This is a genomic window from Rahnella sp. ATs2 (genome assembly GCF_051851855.1).
Lineage (GTDB): Bacteria > Pseudomonadota > Gammaproteobacteria > Enterobacterales > Enterobacteriaceae > Rahnella > Rahnella variigena.
In genome coordinates, this window is record NZ_JBLYPL010000006.1 from 94,390 (window position 1) to 117,465 (window position 23,076).

The window sequence follows — 23,076 nt, forward strand, 5'->3', positions numbered from 1 at the left end:
TGATGAAACCATGACATTGAAAGACATAGTGGTCGGGTTCGGTACCCAGGTTCGCAGCTTGTGGATGATAGGCATGCACGCCTTCGCCAAGCGCGAAACCCAGATGTACCCTGAAGTTCCGGTCAATCCACCTCCGCGTTACCGTGGCCGTATCGTGCTGACGCGCGATCCGGACGGTGAAGAGCGCTGCGTTGCCTGTAACCTGTGTGCGGTAGCCTGTCCGGTAGGCTGTATTTCTCTGCAAAAAGCAGAAATGAAAGACGGTCGCTGGTATCCGGAATTCTTCCGCATCAACTTCTCACGCTGCATTTTCTGCGGTCTGTGTGAAGAAGCTTGCCCGACAACAGCCATTCAGCTGACGCCGGACTTCGAGCTGGGCGAATTCAAACGCCAGGATCTGGTGTATGAAAAAGAAGATCTGTTGATTTCTGGGCCGGGTAAATATCCGGAATACAATTTCTACCGGATGGCCGGTATGGCGATTGACGGCAAGTCGAAAGGCGAAGCTGAAAACGAAGCCAAACCGATCAACGTCAAAGGTCTGTTGCCTTAAGGAGCCGCAAGCATGGAATTTGCATTTTATATTGCAGCCCTGGTGGCCGTGTTGGCGACATTGCGTGTTATCACGCATACCAACCCGGTTCATGCACTGCTGTATCTGATCGTCTCTTTACTGGCGATTGCTGCGGTCTTCTTCTCGCTCGGTGCGTATTTCGCCGGTGCCCTGGAGATCATCGTTTACGCCGGCGCCATTATGGTGCTGTTCGTCTTCGTCGTGATGATGCTCAACCTCGGCAATGTCGAAGAACAGGAACGTGCATGGCTTAAACCTGCTACCTGGATCGGACCTTCGGTTCTGTCAGTCATCCTGCTGGTGGTGATGATCATGTCAATCCTCGGCGTGCATGACCACGGCATCAAAGGCGACATGATTGACGCGAAAGCGGTGGGCATCGCGCTGTTCGGGCCTTACGTTCTGGCTGTTGAACTGGCGTCAATGTTGCTGCTGGCCGGTCTGGTCGTGGCATTCCATATTGGTCGTGAACATAAACCGGGTGAAGTCTTCGGTGACGCACCGGTCACGACCGAAATGGCAACAAAAAGAAAACCGGAGGAGAGAGCATGATCCCTCTACAACATGGTCTTATACTGGCCGCGATCCTCTTTGTTTTGGGGCTTACCGGGCTGCTGGTTCGTCGTAATTTGCTGTTTATGCTGATCAGTCTTGAAGTGATGATTAACGCGGCAGCGCTGGCGTTTATCGTGGCGGGAAGCTACTGGGGTCAGGCAGACGGGCAGGTGATGTACATTCTGGCTATCAGCCTGGCTGCGGCGGAGGCCAGTATTGGTCTGGCGTTGCTGCTGCAACTGTATCGCCGTCGCCACACTCTCAATATTGATACTGTCAGTGAGATGCGCGGATGAACTTACTCTATTTAACAATTTTGTTCCCGCTGATTGGCTTCCTGTTACTGGCCTTTTCACGCGGTCGCTGGTCTGAAAATACCTCTGCTACCATTGGCGTAGGTTCCATTGGTCTGGCAGCAGTGACCACCCTTTATGTGGGCATCAATTTCCTCAGCCAGAAAGCGGCGGGCGTGGAAGTCTTTAATCAGCATCTGTGGAACTGGATGCAGGTCGGTGACTTCAATATTCCTGTCACATTGACGCTCGACGGTTTGTCGATGACCATGCTGTCCGTGGTGACCGGCGTCGGTTTCTTCATCCACATGTTCGCTTCCTGGTACATGCGCGGTGAAGAAGGCTACTCACGCTTCTTCGCATACACCAACCTGTTTATCGCCAGCATGGTGATTCTGGTACTGGCAGACAACCTGTTGCTGATGTACCTCGGTTGGGAAGGCGTGGGTCTTTGCAGTTACCTGTTGATCGGTTTCTACTATACCCATCCGGCTAACGGCGCGGCAGCGATGAAAGCATTTATCGTAACCCGTGTGGGTGACGTGTTCCTGGCTTTCGCACTGTTCATCCTGTACCGCGAACTGGGTACGCTGAACTTCCGTGAACTGATGGTCCTGGCACCGCAGAAACTGGCAGTAGGCGACACGGCAATTACCTGGGCGACCCTGATGTTACTGGGCGGCGCAGTGGGTAAATCCGCACAGCTTCCGCTTCAGACCTGGCTGGCAGACGCCATGGCCGGTCCGACGCCGGTTTCCGCGCTGATCCACGCCGCGACCATGGTCACCGCCGGTGTTTACCTGATTGCACGTACTCATGGCCTGTTCCTGATGGCGCCTGAAATTCTGCATCTGGTGGGCATTATCGGTGCGGTCACGCTGGTTCTGGCCGGTTTCGCGGCGCTGGTGCAAACCGATATCAAACGTGTTCTCGCGTACTCGACCATGAGCCAGATTGGTTACATGTTCCTGGCGCTGGGCGTTCAGGCGTGGGATGCCGCTATCTTCCACCTGATGACGCACGCATTCTTCAAAGCACTGTTGTTCCTTTCTTCCGGTTCGGTCATTTTGGCCTGCCACCACGAACAGAACATCTTCAAAATGGGTGGATTACGTAAATCCATTCCTCTTGTCTATATCTGCTTCCTGGTCGGTGGCGCGGCGCTGTCCGCCTTACCAATCATCACTGCGGGCTTCTTCAGTAAAGATGAAATCCTCGCGGGTGCGCTGGCTAACGGCCACCTGAATCTGATGGTTGCTGGGCTGGTCGGTGCGTTTATGACCTCGCTGTACACCTTCCGCATGATCTTCATCGTCTTCCACGGCGAAGAGAAAATCAAAGCACATGCGGGTAAAGGCATCACTCACCACCTGCCGCTGCTGGTGTTACTGGTTCTGTCCACCTTTATTGGCGCGATGATTGTTCCGCCACTGAAAGGCGTACTGCCGGATACCACTGAGCTGGCGCATGGCAGTGTGTTGACGCTGGAAATCACATCAGGCGTGATTGCAATTGCGGGCATTCTGCTGGCGGCTGCCCTGTATCTGGGGAAACGCTCGCTGGTCAACAGCATTGCGAAAAGCGCACCGGGCCGTTTCTTCACGACCTGGTGGTTCCATGCCTGGGGCTTCGACTGGCTGTACGACATGATTTTCGTGAAACCTTATCTGCTGGTTGCGAAACTCCTGCAACGTGATCCGCTGAACTCAATGATGAATCTGCCTGCGCTGTTTGCCCGTCTGGGTAACCGTGGTCTGACTCTCAGCGAAAACGGTCAGGTTCGTTGGTACGTCGCGTCAATGGGGCTCGGTGCAGTGGTCGTTCTGGCGCTGCTGCTGGTGATTTAAGCCTGCATTACGGGTGTAGTTATCAATGCCGGTCTGTTCGTGTAACCGACCGGCAAGTGAAATAGCCTTCGGGCATAAAAGAAGGGAACGACACGCCATGCTATTACCTTGGCTAATATTTATCCCCTTTATCGGCGGGCTGCTGTGCTGGCAGACTGAGCGCTTTGGGAGCAAAGTACCGCGCTGGATCGCGTTAATTGCGATGGGGCTGACGCTGGCTCTTTCCGTGCAATTGTGGTTGCAGGGAGGATATTCATTAACGACGCCTGCGGGTATTCCACAGTGGCAATCCGAGTTTTCGGTGCCGTGGATCCCTCGTTTTGGCATCAGCTTCCATCTGGCGCTGGACGGTTTGTCCCTGCTGATGGTGGTTCTGACCGGTCTGTTGGGTGTTCTGGCGATCCTCTGTTCGTGGCGTGAAATCCAGAAGTATCAGGGTTTTTTCCACCTGAACTTACTGTGGATCCTCGGCGGCGTGATCGGCGTGTTCCTCGCCATCGACATGTTCCTGTTCTTCTTCTTCTGGGAAATGATGCTGGTGCCGATGTACTTCCTGATTGCCTTGTGGGGACACAAAGCGTCAGACGGTAAAACGCGTATCAGCGCAGCAACCAAATTCTTCATCTATACGCAGTCCAGCGGTCTGGTGATGTTGATTGCCATCCTCGGTCTGGTGTTTGTGCATTACAACGCCACCGGCGTGTGGACATTCAACTACGCTGACCTGCTGAAAACGCCAATGTCGCACGGTGTTGAATATCTGCTGATGCTGGGCTTCTTCATCGCCTTCGCGGTGAAAATGCCGGTTGTGCCACTGCACGGCTGGTTGCCGGATGCGCACAGTCAGGCACCAACCGCCGGTTCCGTCGACTTGGCCGGTATCTTGCTGAAAACCGCGGCCTACGGGATGTTGCGTTTCTGTCTGCCACTGTTCCCGGAAGCGTCTCACCAGTTCGCACCGATTGCTATGTGGCTGGGGGTGATTGGTATCTTCTACGGTGCGTGGATGGCGTTCTGCCAGACTGATATTAAACGTCTGATTGCTTACACCTCCGTTTCGCACATGGGCTTCGTGCTGATTGCTATCTACACCGGCAGCCAGCTGGCGTACCAGGGCGCAGTTATCCAGATGATTGCACATGGTCTGTCCGCAGCCGGTATGTTCATCATCTGTGGTCAGCTGTACGAACGTCTGCATACCCGTGATATGCGCCAGATGGGCGGATTGTGGGGCCGTATTAAATACCTGCCAGCGTTGTCTCTGTTCTTCGCCGTCGCCACTTTAGGGATGCCGGGTACAGGTAACTTCGTCGGTGAATTCCAGATCCTGTTCGGCAGCTACCCGGTTGTGCCGGTGATCACTGTCATCTCAACCTTTGGTCTGGTGTTCGCTTCGGTTTACTCACTGGTGATGATGCAGCGCGCTTACTACGGCAAAGCAAAATCTGACGAACCGCTGCCGGGCATGACCTCACGCGAACTGTCGATCATCTTGTTACTTGTTGTATTGCTGGTGGCGCTGGGTTTATACCCGCAGCCAATTCTGGATACTTCAAGTGCTGCGATGAGCAACATTCAGCACTGGTTCGGGTCTTCAGTTTCCACTATTTCAACGACAAGGCCGTAACTCGCCATGACATTTACACTTCAAAATCTGATCGCACTATTACCGCTGATGATCGTCGGATTGACGGTGGTGGTGGTGATGCTGTCCATTGCGTGGCGACGCGACCATTTTCTTAATGCCACACTGACAGTCATCGGGCTGAACGTTGCCTTACTTTCCCTTTACTACGTCGGGCAGGTCGGCCCGCAGGACGTCACACCGTTGCTGCGCGTTGACGGCTACTCGATGTTCTACATCGGGCTGGTGCTGCTGGCGAGTCTGGCCACCAGTACGTTTGCTTACCCCTGGCTGGCCGGTTATCCGGACAACCGCGAAGAGTTCTACCTGTTAGTTCTCATTGCGGCCATGGGCGGCATTCTGCTGGCATGCTCTAACCATCTGGCGTCAATGTTCCTCGGGATCGAACTGATTTCCCTGCCATTGTTCGGCCTGATTGGTTACGCCTACCGCCAGAAACGCTCGCTGGAAGCGGCGATCAAATACATGCTGCTGTCGGCTGCTGCGTCTTCCTTCCTGCTGTTTGGTATGGCGCTGCTGTACGCACAGTCCGGTGATTTGTCCTTTGCGTCACTGGGCAAAAACCTGGGCGACGGCGTGATGCTGCACCAGCCGTTGCTGATGGCCGGTCTGGGCATGATGATTGTCGGTCTGGGCTTCAAGCTGTCGCTGGTTCCGTTCCACCTGTGGACGCCAGACGTGTATCAGGGCGCACCTGCACCGGTTTCGACTTTCCTGGCAACCGCCAGCAAAATCGCAATCTTCGCTGTGGTGATGCGTTTGTTCCTGTACGCGCCGGTGGCTGACAGCGAATCGATTCGTATCGTGCTGGCGATTATCGCCTTCTGCTCGATTCTGGTCGGTAACCTGATGGCGATCAGCCAGAGCAACATCAAACGTCTGCTCGGTTACTCTTCCATCGCTCACCTGGGTTATCTGCTGGTGGCGCTGATTGCCGTACAAACGCATCAGCTGTCGATGGAAACCGTTGGTGTGTATCTGGCTGGTTACCTGTTCAGCAGCCTCGGTGCTTTTGGTGTGGTCAGCCTGATGTCCAGCCCGTACAAAGGCCCGGACGCAGAATCGCTGTTCTCCTACCGTGGTCTGTTCTGGCATAAGCCAATCCTGTCTGCGGTAATGACCGTGATGATGCTGTCACTGGCCGGTATTCCGATGACGCTGGGCTTTATCGGTAAGTTCTACGTGATTGCGACCGGTGTGACCGCGCATCTGTGGTGGCTGACCGGTGCTGTGGTTGTCGGTTCTGCGATTGGTCTTTACTACTACCTGCGTGTAACGGTGAGCTTGTATCTGAGCGCGCCTGAAACACTGGTTCGTGATACGCCAAACAACTGGGCGCTCACGGCGGGTGGGGTAGTTGTACTGATTTCCGCGATTCTGGTGCTGTTGCTGGGTATCTTCCCGCAACCGCTGATTTCGCTGGTACAGATGGCGCAACCGCTGCTCTGATAAAGTCTGCAAATGCAGTCTGAAAAGCTGACGAAGCCGCTCACATGAGCGGCTTTTTTAATCGTATTAGTTGATAAATGTGATTCATATCACATTTATATGTACGTTCAGCTAAATATTACATTCATTTTGTGATCTTCCCCATTCCATTATTCCTGCCAATGCGTACACTGCGCGCTTGTTCAAATTCGTATGGAATTACACCATGAATGTTTTAGTGATGATTGCCATTACCACCGGCATCCTCTCCGGTATCTGGGGCTGGGTGGCTATCAGCCTTGGCCTGATAAGCTGGGCGGGATTCCTCGGATGCACGGCGTATTTCGCCTGTCCGCAGGGCGGGCTGCGCGGATTGCTTATCAGCACGCTGACCTGTCTCAGCGGCGTGTTCTGGGCGGTAGTGATCATCGCGGGCAGCGCCATGCGTCCCGAATGGAGCATTCTGGGTTATATGCTGACCGGCATCGTCGCCTTCCTGATGTGTATTCAGGCGCGTCAGCAGTGGCTGGCGTTTGTTCCGGGCACCTTTATCGGTGCCTGTGCGACTTTCGCCGCACAGGGCGACTGGCGGCAGGTGGTGGTGTCATTGCTGGTCGGTCTGGTGTTTGGTTACGCGATGAAAAACAGCGGATTATGGCTGGCGAAACAGCGCGAAAAGCAGCTGAATGGCGCTAAAAAAGCTGCTATTTTCCCGGACGTTAAAGGGTCAGAAGGTTCTTAAAACCCCGTTTTTACGACAGTTTTCTGATGATCTGTCGGGCAATTCAGGCGGAACTGCGCTAGGGTTAATGGCAGCATAAGTTTTTAGAAGACCCGAACACATCATAAGGAGATAACCATGGCTGACCAATTTGAGACACAGCAGAATTCGTTAGATGACGATTTGCGTATGCTGACTGAAACTCTGGAAGAAGTGCTGAAATCTTCCGGCGATAAAGCGGATGAGAAATACGTGCAAATTAAAGCACGTGCTGAAAACGCACTGAAAGACATTAAATCCCGTATTGACCCTTCCGCCCGTTCTTACTGCAAGAAAGCCCGTCACGTCGCGGAACAGACTGACAGCTATGTGCGTGAAAATCCGTGGCATGGCGTGGGCGTCGGTGCCGCCGTCGGCCTGGTTGTAGGCCTGTTGTTGCGTCGCTAATGTCATTACTTCAGGGGCAGCGTCTTGCTGCTCCTGCTCTTAACGCATTTGATAACTCCTTTGTCTGCTCCTATACTCCCTCTTAGCTAACAGCACTCACTTCAGCTTGATCTGTCGCATATTTTCATTTTTCGTATCGCCGCATAATTCATCCGTAATTGATCCAACCCGTTTTTTGATCCAGAAGGGTATTTCTACCCGTCACTAAACATCCGGTATGGCCCGAGGTAGCGGTGAAACAAATATCAGCAATCATTGAGCAGCTTGATACAACGCTGGCAGGCGAATGGCCTGATACAGCGGGGATCCGGCAGTTCAGTTATTCCCTGCAAAAACAGCCAGACACCGGCCTGCTGGAATGGTTGTCTGCGCAACCCTGCTACCCGAAATTCTACTGGCAACAGCGTGATGGCAATGAAGAAGCCGCCGTTTGTGGCGATGCTTACGCTTTTGGCGATACGGCACAGGCGCAGGCTTTCATTCGCGAGCATCAGGATGTACCTGACCTGCACATCTGGGGACTGAACGCCTTCAACGGCGCCGACAATTCGACCTTTGCTGCCAACGCACTGTTTCTCCCACGCATCGAACTTTGCCGTCAGGGCAGCCGCTACTGGTTGCGGTGTACGCTTTTCAGTGCACACTCTTTACGTGAGGAAGCTCGCCGCACACGTTTGTTCCTGCGATCTCTGGTCGCCAGTCAGGCTTTACCGCCGATCGCCTCCCGCGTATTACAGCACCAGCATTTACCGGCGCAGCCGCAGTGGAATCAGCTGATTACCCGCGCACTGAACTGCATTGAAGCGCAGCAATTCGACAAAGTCGTGCTGGCGCGAAAAACCACGCTGACTCTCAGTCAGCCGCTGAACGCCTGCGCATTTCTGGCTGCCAGTCGTGCGGTGAACCACCACTGCTATCACTTTATGCTGGCATTCACGCCACAACAGGCTTTCCTGGGTTCCAGCCCTGAACGCCTGTTCCTGCGCAACCACGATGAGTTATATACCGAAGCGCTGGCGGGCACCGTCGCCAACGATCCTGATGATTTTAAAGCACAGGAACTGGGCGACTGGCTGCTGAACGACGGCAAAAATCAGCGAGAAAACCTGCTGGTGGTGGATGACATTTGCCAGCGTTTGCAGGGCGGGGCGCAAACGCTCGACATCATGCCTGCCGAGATTTTACGTCTGCGCAAAGTACAGCATCTGCGCCGCAGTATTCATGGCGAACTGACGGAATCCGATGACGCCGGTTGTCTGCAACGTTTACAACCGACGGCGGCCGTCGCCGGATTGCCGCGTCAGGCAGCCCGCGAATTTATCGCTGAATTTGAGCCTTTTGACCGCGAATGGTATGCCGGTTCCGCCGGGTACATCAGCGCTGAACAGACGGAGTTTACCGTCGCGCTGCGTTCTGCGGCGGTGAAAGGACATCATCTGGAACTCTACGCTGGCGCGGGAATTGTCGCGGGTTCTGACGCTGCACAGGAATGGCAGGAAATCGAAAACAAAGCCGCAGGTCTGCGTACTTTGCTGGAAGAGCACTACACGCCTGCCGTTCAGGCCGGATAATCCTTTGCCGGAGTAAGTTGACCATGTCTGTTGCCGTTTTTAACCGCCGCTGGGCGACGTTGCTCCTCGAAAGCCTGACCCGCCATCAGGTGCAACACGTATGCATTGCGCCCGGTTCCCGATCCACGCCGCTGACCCTTGCCGCCGCGGCGCATCCGCACCTTATCTGCCATACCCATTTTGATGAACGTGGCCTCGGCCATCTGGCGCTCGGGCTGGCAAAAGCCAGCGGGCAGCGTGTGGCGATCATTGTCACCTCCGGCACAGCGGTAGCCAATCTTTATCCGGCGCTGATCGAAGCCGGGCTGACCGGCGAAAAGCTGGTATTGCTCACTGCCGACCGTCCGCCGGAGCTTATCGATTGTGGCGCGAATCAGGCTATCCGCCAGACCGGCATGTTTGCCAGCCATCCTGTACACACCCTGGATTTGCCGCGTCCGACGCCGGAAATCAGCGCCCGCTGGCTGGTCTCCGCGCTGGATAATGCACTGGCGCAGCAGACACACGGCGCGGTGCATATTAACTGTCCGTTCGCCGAACCGCTGTATGGTGAAGACAGCGGTGAACATCTGGACTGGTTGCAACAGCTGGGCGACTGGTGGCAGGGGCATCAGCCGTGGCTGAATTACTCGCCGGTTGAGCATACGACCGCACAGCCAGACTGGTTTTCCTGGCGGCAAAAGCGCGGCGTGATTATTGCCGGTCGCATTTCAGCACAGGAAAGCGAGTCCGTCGCCCGCTGGGCTGAAGTGCTTGGCTGGCCGCTGATCAGCGACGTTCAGGCTTCAACGGGTAACCCGCTTCCCTGTGCCGATCTTTGGCTGGCTTCACCGCAGGCGCAGGCTGTGCTGGCACGCGCTCAGCTGGTGATTCAGTTTGGCGGCGGTTTAACCGGTAAACGTTTACTGCAATGGCAGGCGGCGTGCGAACCCGTGGAATACTGGCTGATTGATACGCTGCCGGGGCGTCAGGATCCGGCGCAGCACCGTGGCCGCAGGATACAGGCGACCGTCGCTGACTGGTTGCTGACGCATCCGGCTCAGCCACAGCCTGACTGGGCGGAAGAGCTTGGATCCTGTTCGCAACGTGCCAGTCAGGCGGTGAAAACTCATCTCGATGGCACTTTTGGAGAGGCCGCCGCCGCATGGCAGCTTCCGGCATTATTGCCCGCGCACGGCCAGTTATTCCTCGGCAACAGCCTGATTGTCCGGCTGGTCGATGCCTTTGCAAAACTGCCCGCCGGTTATCCTGTTTATGCCAATCGCGGTGCAAGCGGTATTGATGGTTTGCTTTCCACCGCTGCGGGCGTGCAGCGCGCAACCTGCAAACCGACGCTGGTGCTGCTCGGCGATATCTCTGCGCTGTATGATTTGAACGCACTGGCGCTGATGCGTCAGTGCTCAGCGCCAACCGTCATCATTATCGTTAACAACAACGGCGGACAGATTTTCTCGCTGCTACCGACGCCGGAAGCTGAGCGCCAGCGATTTTACTGCATGCCGCAGAACGTCAGTTTCAGTCACGCGGCGGCGATGTTTGGTCTGGATTATGCCTGCCCGACGTCAGTGCCTGCGCTGTATCAGGCTGTCAGCGAATGCTGGCAGCACGGCGGCGTGAAGCTGATCGAGCTGAAAGTCAGTGAGACGGATGGAGCAGAAAGCCTGCGCACGCTGGTCCGCCAGATGAGCGCATCATGACGCTGGCCTGTACTTCGCTAAATGCCGGAGCCACAGGCCGTCCGTGGCTGGTATTTCTCCATGGCCTGCTGGGCAGCGCGCAAGACTGGCAGCCGTTACAGGCGTCGCTCGAAGGCTGGCCTTGTCTATTTGTCGATTTGCCGGGACACGGGCGTTCAGCGCAATTAACCGCCGCCGGTTTTGCGGATGTCAGCCAGTTACTGACCGATACTTTGCATCAGCAGGGGATATCGTCGTACTGGCTTATTGGCTACTCGCTCGGCGGACGCATCAGTTTGTATCACGCGTGCCAGGGGGATCGCAGCGGATTGCAGGGCGTGCTGATCGAAGGTGCGCATCCCGGGCTGACCTGTCAGGCCGAACGCGCGCAGCGTCGTCATCACGATCAGCAATGGGCGACGCGCTTTTTGCAACTGCCGTGGAAACAGGCGCTCGCCAGCTGGTATCGCCAGCCTGTGTTTTCCGGCCTGACCGATGAACAGCGACAGCAGCTGATTTTGCTGCGGGAAAACAACAATCCCCACACTGTGGCTGCGATGCTCACCGCGACATCGCTTTCTGTCCAACCCGATTTGCGCGGACAACTGCATCAGCTTTCGCTGCCCCTGATCTGGTTATGCGGCAGTCATGACACCAAATTTATTCATCTCGCGCAGCATTCCGGTTTCGAACTGCGCACTATCGCCAATGCCGGGCATAACGCCCACCGTGAAAATCCGGCGGAATTTGTCCGTCAGGCGCTGGCATTTATTACTTCACCTGTCTTAAAGGACGTTGCACATGATTTATCCTGATGAAAAAGAACTTTACGCGCCGGTCGAATGGCGTGACTGCACCGGTGAGTTTGAAGATATTCGTTATCACAAATCCACCGATGGCATCGCCAAAATCACCATCAACCGCCCTCAGGTGCGTAATGCCTTTCGCCCGCTGACGGTGAAAGAAATGATCCGCGCCCTCGATGACGCCCGTAACGACGAAGGTATTGGTGTAATCGTGCTGACCGGTGAAGGCGAAAAAGCCTTCTGTGCCGGCGGTGATCAGAAAGTCCGTGGCGACTACGGCGGCTATCAGGATGCCAGCGGCGTGCATCATCTGAATGTGCTGGATTTTCAGCGCCAGATCCGCACCTGCCCAAAACCGGTTGTGGCGATGGTGGCGGGTTATTCCATCGGCGGTGGCCACGTGCTGCATATGATGTGCGACCTGACGATTGCGGCAGATAATGCCATCTTCGGCCAGACCGGCCCGAAAGTCGGTTCTTTCGACGGCGGCTGGGGCGCATCTTATATGGCGCGTATCGTCGGCCAGAAAAAAGCCCGCGAAATCTGGTTCCTGTGCCGTCAGTACGATGCTAAAGCCGCGCTGGAGATGGGACTGGTCAACACCGTGGTTCCGCTGGCAGATCTGGAAAAAGAAACCGTGCGCTGGTGTCGTGAAATGCTGGAAAACAGCCCGATGGCGCTCCGTTGCCTGAAAGCGGCTCTGAACGCGGATTGCGACGGTCAGGCCGGTTTACAGGAACTGGCGGGTAACGCCACCATGCTGTTCTACATGACTGACGAAGGTCAGGAAGGCCGCAACGCGTTTAACGAAAAACGCCAGCCGGACTTCAGCACATTTAAGCGGAATCCATAATGCGCCGCGCCACGGTGTACCGGTATTGCCTGCCGATGGAAGCGGGCGTGGTGCTGCGCAACCAGCGTCTCAAAACGCGCGACGGGCTGCTGGTTTCATTGTGGCAGGACGATAAAACAGGCTGGGGCGAGATTGCGCCGCTGCCCGGATTCAGTCAGGAAGATTTGCCTCAAGCGCAGGACGCCGTTCAGCATGGTCTGAGTCAGTGGATGCAGGGCGCGTCGCTGACGGCGGTTGCGTCAGCATTCAGCACGCTGCCCTCAGTGGCTTTCGGGCTGAGCTGTGCCGATGCCGAACTGCGCGATGAACTGCCGCAGGTGCTGAGTACGCGCTGTGCGCCTTTGTGCCACGGTGATCCGAATGAGCTTTATGCACGTCTCGGTGCATTACCCGCAGATGCGCATGGCCGCAAGGTCGCCAAAGTAAAAGTCGGGTTGTACGAATCTGTCGGTGACGGCCTGAATGTCAGTATGCTGCTGGAAGCCTTACCGGATTTGCATCTGCGTCTCGATGCTAACCGCAGCTGGACGCCGGTTAAAGCCGCAGGATTTGCCCGCCACGTCGCGCCGGAACTGCGATCCCGCATCACGTTTATCGAAGAACCCTGCCTGAGCCGCGATCAATCCCGCGACTTTGCCCGTCTGACCGGTATCGCAATCGCCTGGGATGAAAGCGTGCGTGAAACGGGTTTTACCGTGCAGGCTGAGCCGGGTGTGGCAGCGATTATCATTAAACCTACGCTCACCGGCAGTCTGATGCGTTGCCGCCAACTGATAGCGCAGGCACACGCCGCCGGGCTGGAAGCGGTGATCAGCTCATCCATTGAATCCAGTCTGGGACTGACACAACTGGCGCGTATCGCGCAGTGGCTGACACCGGATGCGGTTCCCGGTCTGGATACGCTGGATCTGATGCAGGCGCAACTGGTTCGCCGCTGGCCGGATTCCGCGCTTCCGCTGACCGATGTTTCCGCGCTGGAGATTGTATGGCAGAGCAGATAGAGAAGCAGATAAATAGTATGGCAGAGCAAATAATGACGGACTGGCCGTGGCGTCAGAGGTCTGCGCAAACCCCTTTTGCTGTGGCGCTCAAAGCCGGAGACGTCAGCTGGTGCTGGCGCGATTTACAGCACCGCGTTGATTCGCTGGCCGCCGGATTTATTGCGCAGGGCGTGACGGAAGGCACCGGCGTGGTGTTGCGCAGTAAAAATAATCTGGATGCGTTGCTGTGTTATCTGGCGCTGTTACAGACCGGTGCGCGTTTATTGCCGCTTAATCCGCAACTGCCTCAGACGTTATGCGAGGAACTGCTTTCTCAGCTCAATATTGATTTTATGCTCGACCTGGCTGAAACGGCGCTGGGTTTAAATATCCCCGCGCTTTCGCTGCAAAATGCCTGGTCCGTCAGCGCTGTCGCATGGCAACCGGATCGCGTGGCAACTCTGACGCTGACCTCCGGCTCCACGGGTTTACCTAAAGCCGCCGCGCATACCGTCTCCGCTCATCTCGCCAGTGCGGCCGGGGTGCTGGGGCTGATTAATTTCACACAGCACGACAGCTGGCTGCTCTCGTTGCCGCAATTCCACGTTTCCGGACAGGGCATCATCTGGCGCTGGTTGCTGGCTGGCGCGACGCTGGTGCTGGCTGACGGACAACCGTTTGAAGCGGCGCTGCAGGAATGCAGCCATGCCTCACTGGTGCCGACTCAACTCTGGCGCCTGCTCAAAGGCACGCCGTTGCCTGAACAGCTCAAAGATGTCCTGCTGGGTGGCGCGCAGATCCCGCCGGAATTAACCCTGCAAGCAGAACGCGCCGGTATCCGCTGCTGGTGCGGATATGGCATGACCGAAACGGCGTCGACCGTGACGGCAAAACGGGCAGATGGATCTGCGGGCGTCGGGCTGGCGCTCAGCGGTAAAGACGTCAAAATTGTTGATCAGGAAGTCCTGATCCGCAGCGACAGTCTGGCCTGCGGTTACTGGAAAAATGGCGCACTGACGCCGGTTGTCAGTACTGACGGCTGGTTACATACGCGTGACCGGGGAGAATGGCGGGATGGCGAACTGCTGATCGCCGGGCGGTTGGATAATCTATTTTTCAGCGGCGGGGAAGGGATACAGCCTGAAGATATCGAGAAAGTGCTGGTAAGCCATCCGCAGGTTTTTCAGGCGTTTGTGATACCGGTGGAAGACGAGCAATTTGGACAGCGGCCGGTCGCCGTGCTCGAAGCACAAGCCGGGCTGCTGTATGAGGAACTCAATCTCTGGCTGAGCAATAAACTCCCGCGCTTTCAGCTACCGGTGGCTTATCATTCGCTGCCTGAAACTCTGGCACAGGGCGGGATTAAAATCTCGCGGGCCAGCGTCCGCCAGTGGATAGACATGCTTTCGTAAAATATGCTTTTGCAGAAAACATTCTTTTGCAAAAAATAGAAAGGGCCGCGCATTGCGGCCCTTGTCATGTATGCGGCGCTAAAATCAGTCTTTCAGGGCTTTCTCAACACCTGCGCCATAAGCCGGGTCGACTTTATAGAACAGTGCGACCTGACGTGCCTGCGTGTCCGGCGACGCATGTTTCAGCTCACCGGCAATGCGCGCAAACATGCGCTGATGTTCGGCCTCAGACAGCAAATTGAACAGCAGACGCGGCTGGGTGAAGTAATCGTCATCTTCACGGTGATTCCAGTGATCGGCCGCGCCTTCAATGCTCAGTGGCGGTTCGCTGAAATCAGGTTGTTCCTGGAACAGACCGGCGTTGTTCGGTTCGTACGTCACGCCGTTGCCGCTGTTACCGTCCACACGCATTGCGCCGTCACGATGATAATTATGGAACGGGCATTTTGGCGCGTTCACTGGGATCTGATGATGGTTCACACCCAGACGGTAGCGGTGCGCGTCGCCGTAGGAGAACAGACGTCCCTGTAACATGCGATCTGGTGAGAAACCAATACCAGGGACCACATTCGCCGGGCTCATAGCGACCTGTTCCACTTCGGCAAAGTAGTTTTCCGGATTGCGGTTCAGTTCGAATTCACCGACTTCGATCAGCGGATAATCGCTATGCAGCCAGACTTTAGTCAGGTCAAACGGGTTGTACGGCAGTTTTGAGGCGTCCGCTTCCGGCATGATTTGCACGAACAGCTTCCAGCGAGGGAAATCGCCACGTTCAATCGCTTCGTACAGATCACGCTGGGAGCTTTCGCGGTCGGTGCCCACCAGTTTTTCTGCTTCGTCGTCCATCAGGTTTTCAATACCCTGCTGGCAGCGGAAGTGGAATTTCACCCAGAAACGTTCATTTTCTGCATTAATAAAGCTGAATGTATGGCTGCCGAAACCGTGAATATGACGGTAAGAGGCGGGCAGACCGCGGTCACTGACGTCGATGGTCAGCTGATGCAGAGCTTCCGGAAGATGCGAGAAGAAGTCCCATTTATACGCCGGATTACGCAAGTTAGTGCGCGGGTCACGTTTAACGACGTGGTTCAGGTCAGGGAATTTCAGCGGGTCACGCAGATAAAATACCGGCGTATTATTGCCGACTAAATCCCAGTTACCTTCTTCGGTGTAAAACTTCATCGAGAAACCGCGGATATCACGCTCTGCATCTGCCGCACCGCGTTCACCGGCCACCGTCGAGAAACGGATAAACATGTCAGTTTGCTTGCCAATTTCGGAGAAGATTTTCGCGCGGGTGTAAGCGGTAATATCGTGGGTGACGGTAAATGTACCGTGAGCGCCGGAACCTTTTGCGTGCATACGGCGCTCAGGGATCACTTCGCGGTCGAAGTGCGCTAATTTCTCAAGAAACCAGACATCCTGCAGAAGTAACGGGCCACGGCGACCCGCCGTTATTACGTTATTATTATCGACGACGGGCGCGCCAGCGGCAGTAGTTAAACCTTTCTTGGTCATAACAAATTCCTTCCAGTGAAAACGGGGTGTGTAGGTAAAAGAAGCGTTGTAGATCGTTAACATTCCTTGTTTGCGGGTTGCTCTCCTAAGCCAAATTAACTCTACCCATTACAAATAAACCATATGTTGATCAGGGGCAAATAGGTGGGAGTTATCATTTCGACGTGAAAACTTCGTTTCATCAATGAGAACGATGTTTCTTACAATTTTCTATGCTCCGCTGAATGTTTAAAAGTCCCAAAAAGTTGTTACAACAGAGTGAATTGCTTTAGACTTCCAGCGGAAGATTTAATGTCGTTTAGCTATTATTTGGGAAAAATAATGAAAAAGATCCTTGTCGCTGGCGCCGCTGCCAGCCTGATGTTTGCCGCGGCTTCTGCGAACGCCATCAGTGTTAACGGTGAAGTCGGCGAACACTACACGCACCTGGGCGTGGGCTTTGGTACCACTTCTCCGGGACTGGCTCTGAGCGGTGACTACACTCACAACGATGACGACGGTGATGTGGCTGGCGTTGGTTTAGGTTACAACATTCCTTTAGGGCCTTTCATGGCAACCGTTGGCGGTAAAGGTCTGTATACCAATCCGAAAGACGGCGACGAAGGTTACGCGGCTGCGGTCGGCGGTGGTCTGCAATTGCCAATCGCAAAAATGTTCACCCTGTACGGTGACTATTACTATTCCCCGGATTCACTCTCCAGTGGCATCGCAAACTATGAAGAAGCGAACGCAGGCATCCGTCTGACCGCCATTCCACTGGTGACCGTGAGCGTGGGTTACCGCTACATGGCGATGGACGGCAAAGACGGCAACCGCGATAACGTGGTGGCAGATGGCGCATATTTAGGCGGCGCCATCAACTTCTAAATACCCGTCATCTTTCAAGTTGCAGATGCGTTAGCTGTACTTGCTCACCCCGGTCACTGACCTGTGTCAGCTCCCGGGGATTCGCGCGCTTGCCGCCTTCCTGCACCATGAAATCTTTTGGGTATTACTCTGTTTAAAGCCTGCTTAGCAGGCTTTTTTATTGTCTGTAATATCACTTTGTGCCCCAAAGATTGTTTTTCTGTCTCAGCCTTTCTACAGTGGAATGACAAAAAAACAGAAGGAGAACGGGATGCTTAGGGTTGAGATGCTGAGTACGGGTGATGAAGTGTTGCATGGCCAGATTGTGGATACCAATTCGGCGTGGCTGGCGAATTATCTGTTCGAACAGGGTTTACCGATGACCAGCCGTGAAACCGTGGGCGACAGCCTGGACGCGCTGGTGGCTGTTCTCGAAGAACGCAGCCATATCGCCGATGTGCTGATCGTGAACGGCGGCTTAGGGCCAACGACGGATGATTTAAGCGCGCTGGCTGCGGCGAAAGCCTGCGGCGTTGAGCTGGTTGAAGATGCCGGCTGGATTAAAACCATGCAGGCGTTCTTTAACGAACGTGGCCGCCCGATGGCCGAATCTAATCGTAAACAGGCGCAGATCCCGGCCAATGCTGAGTTGCTGGATAACCCGGTCGGCACTGCCTGCGGCTTCAGCGTGAAGCTTAACCGTTGCCAGATATTCTTCACCCCGGGCGTGCCTTCTGAATTCAAAGTGATGGTGGAGCAGCAAATCGTTCCGCGTCTGCATAAACAGTTTCCGGCGCTGGAAGCCCCGCTGTGTCTGCGTCTCACGACGTTTGGTCGCGGTGAAAGTGATCTTGCGACGGAGCTGGATAAACTCGAACTGCCGGAAGGCGTGGTGATGGGTTACCGTTCTTCTTCACCGATTATCGAGCTGAAAGTCACCGGCCCGCGCTCGCAGGAAGCCGCCATGCACAAAGCATTTGAGCGCGTGCGCGAAGTGGCGGGGGAGAGCACCATTTTCGAAGGACTGGGCAGCCTGCCGGATCGTCTGGCTGAGCGTCTGCTGGCGCAGGATTTACGTCTGGCGGTCAGCGAAAGTTTCACCGGCGGACTGCTGAACTGGCGTCTGCAAAGCGCCGGCGTTCCGCTGGTCAACGGCGAGTTATTGCCACAGGGCGACGAAGCCTCACCAGAGAAATCCCTCGAATGCCTGCTGGCGCGCGCGCAGAGTCTGGCAGAAAGCACCGGCGCACAACTGGCTCTTGCCGTCGGTGCGCTGTCAGGGGATCAACTCAGTCTGGCGCTTCATACGCCATCCGGTACCAGCGGATTAACCATTCGTTATACCGCGACGCGTCACGGTCTGGCATTACGGCAGGAGACGATGGCAATGGTGGCGATGGATCTTCTCAGGCGTTATCTGAACGGGTGGGAACCGGTGGCGGATTATCCGTGGTTGGATCGGGTTGCTAAGGTTTAGCTTTAGCTTCCTCCCCTGCGAAGGGGAGGGCTGGGGTGGGGTATTAAAGCAAAATCAAAGAGTTGAGGTTGGCTTTGATGAGATGTTAGCCCTTAAAACCCCCTCCCGTCCTCCCCCTTCGCAGGGGGAGGAGTAAAGACTAAAACTCAATCTCAATATCCCCAACCGGCATGCAACAACACGGCAAAATCTCGCCGTCAGAGATGAAAGCTAAAGGCTTCTCACTGTACTCAACGACACCGTTGATCAGCTTCATCCGGCAAGATCCGCAATAACCTTCGCGACACTGGTATTCGACTTCAACCTGATGATGTTCAAACACTTCCAGCAAATTTCGGTGCTCTGACTTGCAGGCCAGTTGCTGGCCATTTGCTGAAAGTGTGATGGTTCTGTCCGTCATTTACAGCTCGAAATCACTCAGGTCGTCTGCGTGAACTTCAGAATCAATCTGACCCACGAGATAGGAGCTGACTTCTACTTCCTGCGGCGCAACCTGCACGTTATCAGATACCAGCCAGGCGTTGATCCACGGGATTGGGTTAGAGCGGGTTTTGAATGGCGCGTCCAGACCCACAGCCTGCATACGGATGTTGGTGATGTATTCCACGTACTGACACAGAATATCTTTGTTCAGGCCAATCATCGAACCGTCTTTGAACAGGTATTCCGCCCAGTCTTTTTCCTGCTGTGCCGCGAGCACGAACAGGTCGTGACATTCCTGCTGACATTCCAGCGCGATTTCTGCCATTTCCGGGTCGTCCTGACCTGAACGCAGCAGGTTCAGCGCGTGCTGAGTACCGGTCAGATGCAGGGCTTCGTCACGGGCGATCATCTTGATGATTTTCGCGTTGCCTTCCATCAGTTCACGTTCAGCGAACGCAAATGAACAGGCGAAGCTGACGTAGAAACGCACGGCTTCCAGCGCGTTCACGCTCATCAGACAGATGTAGAGTTTTTTCTTCAGCTCGCGCAGGTTTACCACGACCGTTTTGCCGTTGACCTGATGCGTACCTTCGCCCAGCAGATGGTAGTAGCTGGTCATCTCGATCAGTGTGTCGTAATAACCGGAGATGTCTTTCGCGCGCTTGAGGATTTCTTCGTTGGTGACGATATCGTCAAACACAATCGCCGGATCGTTCACGATGTTACGGATGATGTGCGTGTAAGAGCGTGAGTGAATGGTTTCTGAAAACGCCCAGGTTTCGACCCAGGTTTCCAGCTCAGGAATAGAAATGAGGGGTAACAGTGCCACGTTCGGGCTGCGACCCTGAATGGAATCGAGCAGCGTCTGGTATTTCAGGTTGCTCAGGAAGATGTGTTTTTCGTGATCCGGCAACGCCTGAAAATCGATACGGTCGCGGGAAACATCAATCTCTTCCGGACGCCAGAAGAAGGACAGCTGTTTTTCGATCAGTTTTTCAAAGATTTCATGCTTCTGCTGGTCGAAACGGGCAACGTTAACCGACTGGCCAAAGAACATTGGCTCAAGAAGCTGATCGTTTTTATTCTGGGAAAAAGTACTGTAAGCCATAACTTCCTCGACATTCTCGGCAAAAACCCCCTGACGGGGGTTTTGAATAATATATTTAGTTAAAACAGATGATTAGATTTTGCAGGCGCCGCTTTCGCAGTCGTCAGCCACGTCGGCTTTCATATCTTCCTGCACATCATCAGCACCGTCGCGGGTGTTCTGATAATACAGCGTTTTGACGCCAAATTTGTAGGCTGTCAGCAAGTCTTTCAACAACTGTTTCATCGGCACTTTACTGTTCGGGAAGCGCGACGGGTCATAGTTGGTGTTAGACGAAATCGCCTGGTCGATGAATTTCTGCATCACGCCAACCAGTTGCAGATAGCCGTCGTTGTTCGGCATATCCCACAGCAGTTCGTACTGATCCTTCAGACGCTCATACTCCGGCACGACCTGACGCAGGATCCCGTCTTTCGACGCTTTAATACTGATGTGGCCGCGCGGTGGCTCGATACCGTTGGTGGCGTTGGAGATCTGCGAAGAGGTCTCGGACGGCATCAGCGCAGACAGCGTGGAGTTACGCAGGCCGTGCGTTTTGATGCTTTCACGCAGCGTATCCCAGTCCAGATGCAGCGGCTCGTTGCAAATCGCATCCAGATCTTTCTTGTAAGTATCTACCGGCATGATGCCTTGTGAATAAGTGGTTTCATTGAACCACTGGCACGCACCTTGCTCTTTCGCCAGTTCGTTCGACGCTTTCAGCAGGTAATACTGAATGGCTTCAAACGTTTTGTGCGTAAGATTGTTTGCGCTGCCGTCGGAATAACGCACGCCGTTTTTCGCCAGATAGTAAGCGTAGTTAATCACGCCGATACCCAGAGTACGACGCCCCATCGCGCCACGTTTTGCGGCTTTAATCGGGTAATCCTGATAATCGAGCAGGGCGTCGAGGGCACGAACCGCCAGAACTGCCAGCTCTTCCAGATCGTCCAGGCTTTCTATCGCGCCGAGGTTGAAGGCAGACAGCGTACACAGCGCGATTTCGCCGTTTTCGTCGTTAACATCGTCCAGCGGTTTGGTTGGCAGTGCGATTTCCAGACACAGGTTGGACTGGCGAACAGGCGCGATAGCCGGATCAAACGGGCTGTGCGTGTTGCAATGGTCAACGTGCTGAATGTAGATACGTCCGGTAGATGCACGTTCCTGCATCATCAGGGAGAACAGTTCAACCGCTTTCACTTTCTGCTTACGGATGCTGGCGTCCTGCTCGTATTTTTCATACAGACGCTCGAACTCGTCCTGATCGGCAAAGAATGCATCGTACAGGCCAGGCACGTCAGAAGGGCTGAACAGGGTGATGTCGCCGCCTTTCACCAGACGCTGATACATCAGTTTGTTGATCTGCACGCCGTAGTCCATGTGACGGACGCGGTTGCCTTCAACACCACGGTTGTTTTTCAGAACCAGCAAGCTTTCGACTTCCAGATGCCACATCGGGTAGAACAGCGTCGCTGCGCCGCCACGAACGCCACCCTGAGAACAGGATTTCACCGCGGTCTGGAAATGTTTATAGAACGGGATACAACCGGTGTGGAACGCTTCACCGCCACGGATCGGGCTACCCAGCGCACGGATGCGACCGGCGTTGATGCCGATACCTGCACGTTGAGAAACGTATTTCACGATGGCGCTGGAGGTGGCGTTAATGGAATCCAGACTGTCGCCACATTCGATCAGAACACAAGAACTGAACTGACGGGTTGGGGTGCGCACGCCGGACATGATTGGCGTAGGCAGAGAAATTTTGAAGGTAGAAATCGCGTCGTAGAAACGTTTGATGTAATCCAGACGGGTTTCGCGCGGGTAGCCGGAGAACAGGCAAGCCGCGACCAGAATGTACAGGAACTGTGCGCTTTCGTAGATATCGCCGGTCACGCGGTTCTGTGCCAGATATTTCCCTTCCAGCTGCTTCACAGCGGCGTAGGAGAAATTCATGTCACGCCAGTGGTCAATAAAACTGTCCATCTGCTCGAACTCTTCAGTCGTGTAGTCTTCCAGCAGATGTTTGTCGTATTTACCCATTTCAACCATGCGGGTTACCTGGTCGATCAGTTTTGGTGGTTCAAACTGGCCGTAGGCTTTTTTACGCAGGTGGAAGATAGCCAGACGTGCAGCCAGATATTGATAATCCGGTGCATCTTTAGAGATCAGGTCAGCCGCTGCTTTGATAATGGTTTCATGAATGTCAGCGGTTTTAATCCCGTCATAGAACTGGATGTGTGAACGAAGTTCTACCTGAGAAACTGATACGTTTTGAAGACCTTCCGCTGCCCAGTCAATGACACGGTGGATTTTATCAAGATTGATGCGTTCTGTGCGGCCATCACGTTTAGTTACAAGCAGACTTTGGTTCATTCGGGGCGATACCTCAAAGGTTTATAAAGGGTCTGACCTGGCCGCGTAAAACACGCGCAGCAGCACAAGAGGTCCCTAGTGTGCTGGTCAGGATATAAACACAATATATTGTGGGTTTGTTATTTTCTGATGACAAGATAGTGACTGAATGGCCCTTTTGCAAGTGAACAAAACGGGCAGATTTGTGGATAAGTTGGGGAGAAATTTTTGAGCCCTGCCTGAGGAGTCCGCCATTGCTGGCGCGACAATCCTGTCAATATCTGAGATACGATTTTCTTATATTTTTAAGAAAGGTGATCGACTGCCGGTTTATTAAACGTTAGAAAAAAACGCTATATTGATCTGGATAACTATTCTAAAAAATCATGTTCCGGCGTCGCTGCGAACCAACGCCCTAAAAACTAAGGTTTTAACACTCAAACTCGCCGTTCCCTAACGCAAATCACACCAGGCTACCCCAAAAAATGACTTGCAACTGCTAACAATTTAGCGTTGCCGTACTACCGGGAAGGCGCTCGGGGACAACATCAGAACCCTTCTT

At 54.5% G+C, this 23,076-nt stretch carries 20 protein-coding genes; 16 read left to right on the top strand and 4 right to left on the bottom strand.

Translation table 11 applies throughout. The features are described from left to right. Positions 1-10 precede the first annotated feature (10 nt). From nuoI to menE, 14 genes are all read left to right on the top strand, one after another. A complete protein-coding gene (gene nuoI, locus ACJY2G_RS07730) occupies positions 11-553 on the top strand; it encodes an NADH-quinone oxidoreductase subunit NuoI (protein ID WP_112289933.1) in 543 nt (180 codons plus the stop codon). A 12-nt stretch (positions 554-565) separates the two neighbouring features. Continuing rightward, complete coding sequence (nuoJ, locus tag ACJY2G_RS07735; protein WP_120162063.1) at positions 566-1,126, top strand: NADH-quinone oxidoreductase subunit J; 561 nt, start codon at positions 566-568, stop codon at positions 1,124-1,126. Next, a complete protein-coding gene (gene nuoK, locus ACJY2G_RS07740) occupies positions 1,123-1,425 on the top strand; it encodes an NADH-quinone oxidoreductase subunit NuoK (protein ID WP_004936014.1) in 303 nt (100 codons plus the stop codon). The genes nuoJ and nuoK overlap by 4 nt, the downstream gene beginning before the upstream one ends. After that, positions 1,422-3,269, top strand: a complete 1,848-nt coding sequence (gene nuoL, locus ACJY2G_RS07745) for an NADH-quinone oxidoreductase subunit L (protein WP_112289936.1) — start codon at positions 1,422-1,424, stop codon at positions 3,267-3,269. The genes nuoK and nuoL overlap by 4 nt, the downstream gene beginning before the upstream one ends. A gap of 97 nt (positions 3,270-3,366) precedes the next feature. Next, complete coding sequence (gene nuoM, locus ACJY2G_RS07750) at positions 3,367-4,896, top strand: NADH-quinone oxidoreductase subunit M (RefSeq protein ID WP_112289938.1); 1,530 nt, start codon at positions 3,367-3,369, stop codon at positions 4,894-4,896. A gap of 6 nt (positions 4,897-4,902) precedes the next feature. Beyond that, positions 4,903-6,363: an NADH-quinone oxidoreductase subunit NuoN gene (gene nuoN, locus ACJY2G_RS07755; RefSeq protein ID WP_112289939.1), complete on the top strand. Its 1,461-nt coding sequence runs from the start codon at positions 4,903-4,905 to the stop codon at positions 6,361-6,363. Positions 6,364-6,568: 205 nt separating this feature from the next. Then, positions 6,569-7,084: a DUF1097 domain-containing protein gene (locus ACJY2G_RS07760; protein ID WP_120162062.1), complete on the top strand. Its 516-nt coding sequence runs from the start codon at positions 6,569-6,571 to the stop codon at positions 7,082-7,084. 117 nt (positions 7,085-7,201) lie between these two features. Beyond that, positions 7,202-7,510: a DUF883 family protein gene (locus ACJY2G_RS07765; RefSeq protein WP_112289943.1), complete on the top strand. Its 309-nt coding sequence runs from the start codon at positions 7,202-7,204 to the stop codon at positions 7,508-7,510. A gap of 233 nt (positions 7,511-7,743) precedes the next feature. Further along, positions 7,744-9,081, top strand: coding sequence for an isochorismate synthase MenF (gene menF / locus ACJY2G_RS07770; RefSeq protein WP_430319269.1), 1,338 nt, complete (start codon positions 7,744-7,746; stop codon positions 9,079-9,081). A 23-nt stretch (positions 9,082-9,104) separates the two neighbouring features. Next, complete coding sequence (gene menD, locus ACJY2G_RS07775; protein WP_430319268.1) at positions 9,105-10,778, top strand: 2-succinyl-5-enolpyruvyl-6-hydroxy-3-cyclohexene-1-carboxylic-acid synthase; 1,674 nt, start codon at positions 9,105-9,107, stop codon at positions 10,776-10,778. Beyond that, the gene (menH, locus tag ACJY2G_RS07780; protein WP_430319267.1) at positions 10,775-11,572 is read left to right on the top strand and encodes a 2-succinyl-6-hydroxy-2,4-cyclohexadiene-1-carboxylate synthase; all 798 of its coding nucleotides are present in this window, start codon (positions 10,775-10,777) and stop codon (positions 11,570-11,572) included. The genes menD and menH overlap by 4 nt, the downstream gene beginning before the upstream one ends. Further along, positions 11,559-12,416, top strand: a complete 858-nt coding sequence (gene menB, locus ACJY2G_RS07785; protein ID WP_439291605.1) for a 1,4-dihydroxy-2-naphthoyl-CoA synthase — start codon at positions 11,559-11,561, stop codon at positions 12,414-12,416. Before menH ends, menB begins: the two co-directional genes overlap by 14 nt. Continuing rightward, positions 12,416-13,417: an o-succinylbenzoate synthase gene (menC, locus tag ACJY2G_RS07790; protein ID WP_430319266.1), complete on the top strand. Its 1,002-nt coding sequence runs from the start codon at positions 12,416-12,418 to the stop codon at positions 13,415-13,417. The genes menB and menC overlap by 1 nt, the downstream gene beginning before the upstream one ends. Before the next feature lie 17 nt (positions 13,418-13,434). Beyond that, a complete protein-coding gene (menE, locus tag ACJY2G_RS07795) occupies positions 13,435-14,808 on the top strand; it encodes an o-succinylbenzoate--CoA ligase (RefSeq protein ID WP_430319315.1) in 1,374 nt (457 codons plus the stop codon). A gap of 84 nt (positions 14,809-14,892) precedes the next feature. Here the strand turns inward: menE and ACJY2G_RS07800 are convergent, their stop codons facing one another. Further along, a complete protein-coding gene (locus tag ACJY2G_RS07800) occupies positions 14,893-16,326 on the bottom strand; it encodes a catalase (protein WP_120162056.1) in 1,434 nt (477 codons plus the stop codon). A 321-nt stretch (positions 16,327-16,647) separates the two neighbouring features. Here ACJY2G_RS07800 and ACJY2G_RS07805 point away from each other — a divergent pair, with 321 nt between their 5' ends. Both ACJY2G_RS07805 and ACJY2G_RS07810 read left to right on the top strand, forming a co-directional pair. Next, positions 16,648-17,193, top strand: coding sequence for a YfaZ family outer membrane protein (locus ACJY2G_RS07805; protein ID WP_112289960.1), 546 nt, complete (start codon positions 16,648-16,650; stop codon positions 17,191-17,193). Between the two features lie 250 nt (positions 17,194-17,443). Beyond that, positions 17,444-18,649 (top strand): nicotinamide mononucleotide deamidase-related protein YfaY, encoded by a 1,206-nt coding sequence (locus ACJY2G_RS07810; RefSeq protein ID WP_120162055.1) that lies wholly within the window; start codon positions 17,444-17,446, stop codon positions 18,647-18,649. Positions 18,650-18,788: 139 nt separating this feature from the next. On the opposite strand, the gene yfaE is transcribed toward ACJY2G_RS07810, so the two are convergent. The 3 genes from yfaE to nrdA all read right to left on the bottom strand — a co-directional run bounded on the left by yfaE (position 18,789) and on the right by nrdA (position 22,535). Further along, on the bottom strand, positions 18,789-19,049 hold the full coding sequence (yfaE, locus tag ACJY2G_RS07815) for a class I ribonucleotide reductase maintenance protein YfaE (protein WP_430319265.1): 261 nt from the start codon (positions 19,047-19,049) through the stop codon (positions 18,789-18,791). Next, the gene (gene nrdB, locus ACJY2G_RS07820; protein ID WP_013574613.1) at positions 19,050-20,180 is read right to left on the bottom strand and encodes a class Ia ribonucleoside-diphosphate reductase subunit beta; all 1,131 of its coding nucleotides are present in this window, start codon (positions 20,178-20,180) and stop codon (positions 19,050-19,052) included. It abuts the gene before it with no gap. A 72-nt stretch (positions 20,181-20,252) separates the two neighbouring features. Next, positions 20,253-22,535 carry a class 1a ribonucleoside-diphosphate reductase subunit alpha gene (gene nrdA, locus ACJY2G_RS07825; RefSeq protein ID WP_120162053.1) on the bottom strand — a complete coding sequence of 761 codons (2,283 nt, stop codon included), beginning with the start codon at positions 22,533-22,535 and terminating at the stop codon, positions 20,253-20,255. Positions 22,536-23,076: the final 541 nt, after the last annotated feature.